Raw genomic sequence first — 3,994 nt, 5'->3', positions numbered from 1 at the left:
AATCACCATGGCTCACCTTTCTAGCATTGGCGTAGTCAGTAAGTTTTAAAGAAATAAACAGCACGTTTTTGGACAAAACCTTGCTAGATTTTTTACTCTAATTCATTGGTTTCGGATTAATATTTGTAAGGCGATTATTGAACGTTAGTATTAAACCCGATAAACATGCTATCCATTTTCTTGCATGAACTTAAGCGAGTGATCTCCAAAACTCATTTGGTCAAAACTCGCAGCAGGCTGAGCAGCTCAAAATGGTAGAAGTGATCACTCTTAGACAGCAGAAGCGATCAATTGCACCAGCACCACTAATTAGCGGCACTGCACCGAATTGCACACACGGCTGTTACAGACTGAACGCTTCTACCGGCGACAGTTGCCCAGGCTGCTGGTCGAATTGCCCAATTGCAGACAAGAAAAAGCCCCAAGCAAATGGGGCTGATTAACAAAAAGAGTTATGCCTGCTGTCTCTTTGTAGTCGAAGGGTTATCGAACATCAAAAAGATCTGGCTGTCCTGTTTTGTCGATTGACCAAAAGTGTGATGCCTGTTCATTCTCTATATTTAAGTAGATTCGTCATCATGAACATAAATTGCCCATGATGGCTTATGAGGAGAAGACTTTATCCAACCAAGCTCCTTAATTACTTTGTTAGCCATTTTTCTCATCTTCGCCCATTGAACACTATTTGACACCGAGTCATTAGTCCACAGTCCAGCATTCTCTTGACCGCTAATAGATAGCATATAGTCATCAAGCTCTTTGATAGTGCTTCTTGCACTATCAGGAAGTTCATCCAAATTGGTATCCTCCAAAGCTTCTTCCCAGCTTAATGCTAGCTCATCGGCCGCATTGGAAAAATCAGGAAACAATCCAAGTTGAACTTTTGCAGGTTGAGCCAGTGCTAATAACGCCCATTCAAATTGTTCGCTAACCATTAATTAACTCCACTTACTATTGTGCCTTTTTGGCTAGAGTCGGCACGGAATGTTGCAGGATTAACAACCCAGACTTTACCTTGGGTGCTGGTAGATATTTTGTAATATGCGCCGCCATGTCGGCCCCCCCCTGCATGAACTTGGATTTGTGTAACTTGTTTATGTCCGTCTACGATGATAATTGTTGCGTTACCAGAGCCTCTTGTCGATTGCCGTACTGCTACTTGGTAACCTTCAGCAGTCAATGTGGCAGCTATTTGTTCTGCACTTCGCCCCCATAGCAACTTGGGCTGGGCAACCATGTTTCCAGACAGTCCACCAGAAGGTAACCGCATTGAAGTTGAGGAACTTGCACGTAGAGGGGTATTCGCAAGTAAAACTGAGCCAACTTTCCTAAAGTCATTAGCAACTCCTTGGGCAACTTCATTGTCTACATCAACCCTCTGGTCCATCCTGCCAAACGAACCTGAATCTTGATGAAGGAAACGTTCAGTCCAGTCAGCAATGCCGTTTACCATATCTGGTATCAAGTTACCGACTGCCGCTACGGCACCATTGGCAATTGTTGATGCAGTTTCGGCATACAAGTCACTGTACTTGCCATAACTCCAGCCTCCACTAGAATCTCCCCCAAAGCTATAAGTCGCAGTAGCACTACCATCTAAGTTTGTTTGACCCGATACTAATTTACCACCTGATTTTTCTAATTGGAGGCCAACTTCCCCAACTCTTTTAGCTTCTCCAGAAATTGTCAGTTTACCGTTGGCTTCGCCGTTACCTACCGTTGCTTTATTTTTCTTCTTTGACTCAGTGTCTGCCAACTGCACTGAGGTACAAAAGCCTTCAAAACCTGTATTTGACCCTGTACTACAACCGCCACCAGTCGCTGCATATCCTGTGGGGTCTGTGCCGCTCATCGGATTATTGAGGATATACGAATACGGGTTAGCACTTTGGCTGTTCTCGGGGAACTGCAAGAACGGGTCAACACTTAAGAAGCGGCCGACATTGAAGTCGTAGATCCGCCCGTTCATATGAATTAACTGCTGCTCATTCAAATGCTCGTGATTGGTGTAGCCCTTAGTCACGCCTTGCCAGGCTGTCAGTAATACATTGCCTGCGGCAATATCCTGTGGCCGACCGAACACATCATAACCCCGGTATTGCAGGACAGCGCCGGTTTGCCCATCGATTAAGGTATCGACACTGCCTAAGTGGTCCCTTAATACATGTTGAAACGGTGATTGATTGCCTAAGCTCCCCACATGGGCTTTCATCTTGATAGTGTGGTCACCGATGTAAGTTTTATCGATGGTGGCACTGCTGCTGACCTCACGTTCAAAACTGCCCACATAGTAGGTAGTCGTGATGCTGCTACCTTGCTGCTTAACCTGTTTATAGCGCTGACCATTCGCATCATAACTAAAGGTACTGGTGGTGCCATTACGCACCACAGTTAAGGGTTTGTTTTGGTCATCGTAAGTTAAGGTCGCCCCATCGCCAATTAACCGATTACCATTGTTATCATAGGTAAAGTTGTAGGTTGTACCGCCGCGAATAAACTGTCTTATCGCGTTGGGGCCTGCATTACCCCCTAAACCTTTACCCACGTTACCATAGAGATAACTGCTGCCATAATCGCCTTTGACCAAAATATTCCCCGCGGCATCATAGTCATAATTGATAGGCGCATACGGGGTGCCTTTAATGGTTTTGGTGGAATTATCGACCCGCATCAGTTCATCGTAGCTATAATCCTCTGCAAAGCGAGCGATGGCATTTTCTTGCCGAACCAGATTGCCCATAGCATCGTAGTCATAGTTAAGATACTGAATACCGACCGTGCTACAACTGCCGTTATTACTGGTACAAATCGAAAGTGGAGAGCCAGCTTCATTGCGGAAGAATTGTTGTATCTTACCGTTGCTGAATCGTTGCTGGTTGACACTCCCTAAGGCGCTGTACGACTCAACCGTGCGCAGAGACAATTCACTGCCATCGGTAAAGCGTTGATAGTCTTCAATCAGATAGCCGTTATCATTGAAACGGTAAGCAACATGCTCACCACTGGGGAAAGCTATCGCTTTGAGGCGGCCAAATTGACTGTCGTAGACATACTTTTCAGTTAAGTTAAGGCCACCCATTTGGGTGATGGTTTGTATCATTCGCCCCACGGTATCGTAACTGTGGGTTTGGGTGTGCCCAGAGACACTGGCTTGATACAACTTGCCATTACCGACCGTGGTGTCATACACCCAAGTGCGTGTAGTTTGGGTATTGGTTTGCTTTGTTTGTCTGCCCAGTTTGTCATAGGTAAACGTGGTGACGAGATTACGCGCATCAGTTTGGGTGGCTAACTCAGCAAACTGGTTGTAACTGAATAACCACTTACCCATATTGGGGTCATCAAACCATGCCTTGCGGCCCAAATCATCATACTGCGCAGTGATACGACTGCCGAGCACATCTTGAATGAGTACCGGTAAGCCTGCAGCATTATAGGCAAAATAGCTGTTGTGCCCTTTGGCATCGGTTGTACTCAGCAATTGGCCCAAGCTGTTATAGCTGCGACTCATTTGGAGATTAAAGTCCCCCGAGACATTAATATCGGTTCGAATGCCGTCAACATACGTGTATTGCGATTGATAGGCGACCATGCCGTCGTCATACAATTTGCGACTGGGTCGGCCTAGTACGTCAAAATCTTGATATTGCACGACTTCAGCCGCCCCATAGGATTGGGTTGGCCGAGTCTCGCTTACCAAATTGCCTCTAACGTCATAGCGTTTTGCAGTAATAATATCCCCTGCAAATCCAGCCGTAACGGTCTTCACCTCTCGATTTAAGCTGTCAAAATAGCTGATGGTTTCCGGTTGGCCGCTGCTGCGCTGCGTGACGCTGTAGGCATAATTGCCAGTTAACCATTCCATACTGCTATATACGGTTGGCGAAACGACTGTGACCCCTTTAGCGCTGCCGCTACTGGTGATTTTGCCGATAAAGTTCACGGTATTGGTGGTGGTCACACCGTTGATATCTATCGAGGTGAGCACTGCACC

At 46.2% G+C, this 3,994-nt stretch carries 2 protein-coding genes; both read right to left on the bottom strand.

From position 1 onward, the window contains the following. Window positions 1-560 precede the first annotated feature (560 nt). The gene (locus Q4Q52_RS22110; RefSeq protein ID WP_253989326.1) at window positions 561-935 is read right to left on the bottom strand and encodes a hypothetical protein; all 375 of its coding nucleotides are present in this window, start codon (window positions 933-935) and stop codon (window positions 561-563) included. Next, the coding region (locus Q4Q52_RS22105; protein WP_311991692.1) for an RHS repeat-associated core domain-containing protein at window positions 935-3,994 on the bottom strand (3,060 nt) is incomplete at its 5' end. The genes Q4Q52_RS22105 and Q4Q52_RS22110, both read right to left, overlap by 1 nt.

This window comes from Shewanella sp. SP1S2-4 (genome assembly GCF_031932075.1).
Classification (GTDB): domain Bacteria; phylum Pseudomonadota; class Gammaproteobacteria; order Enterobacterales; family Shewanellaceae; genus Shewanella; species Shewanella baltica.
This window is presented reverse-complemented; position numbering and strand designations above follow the sequence as displayed.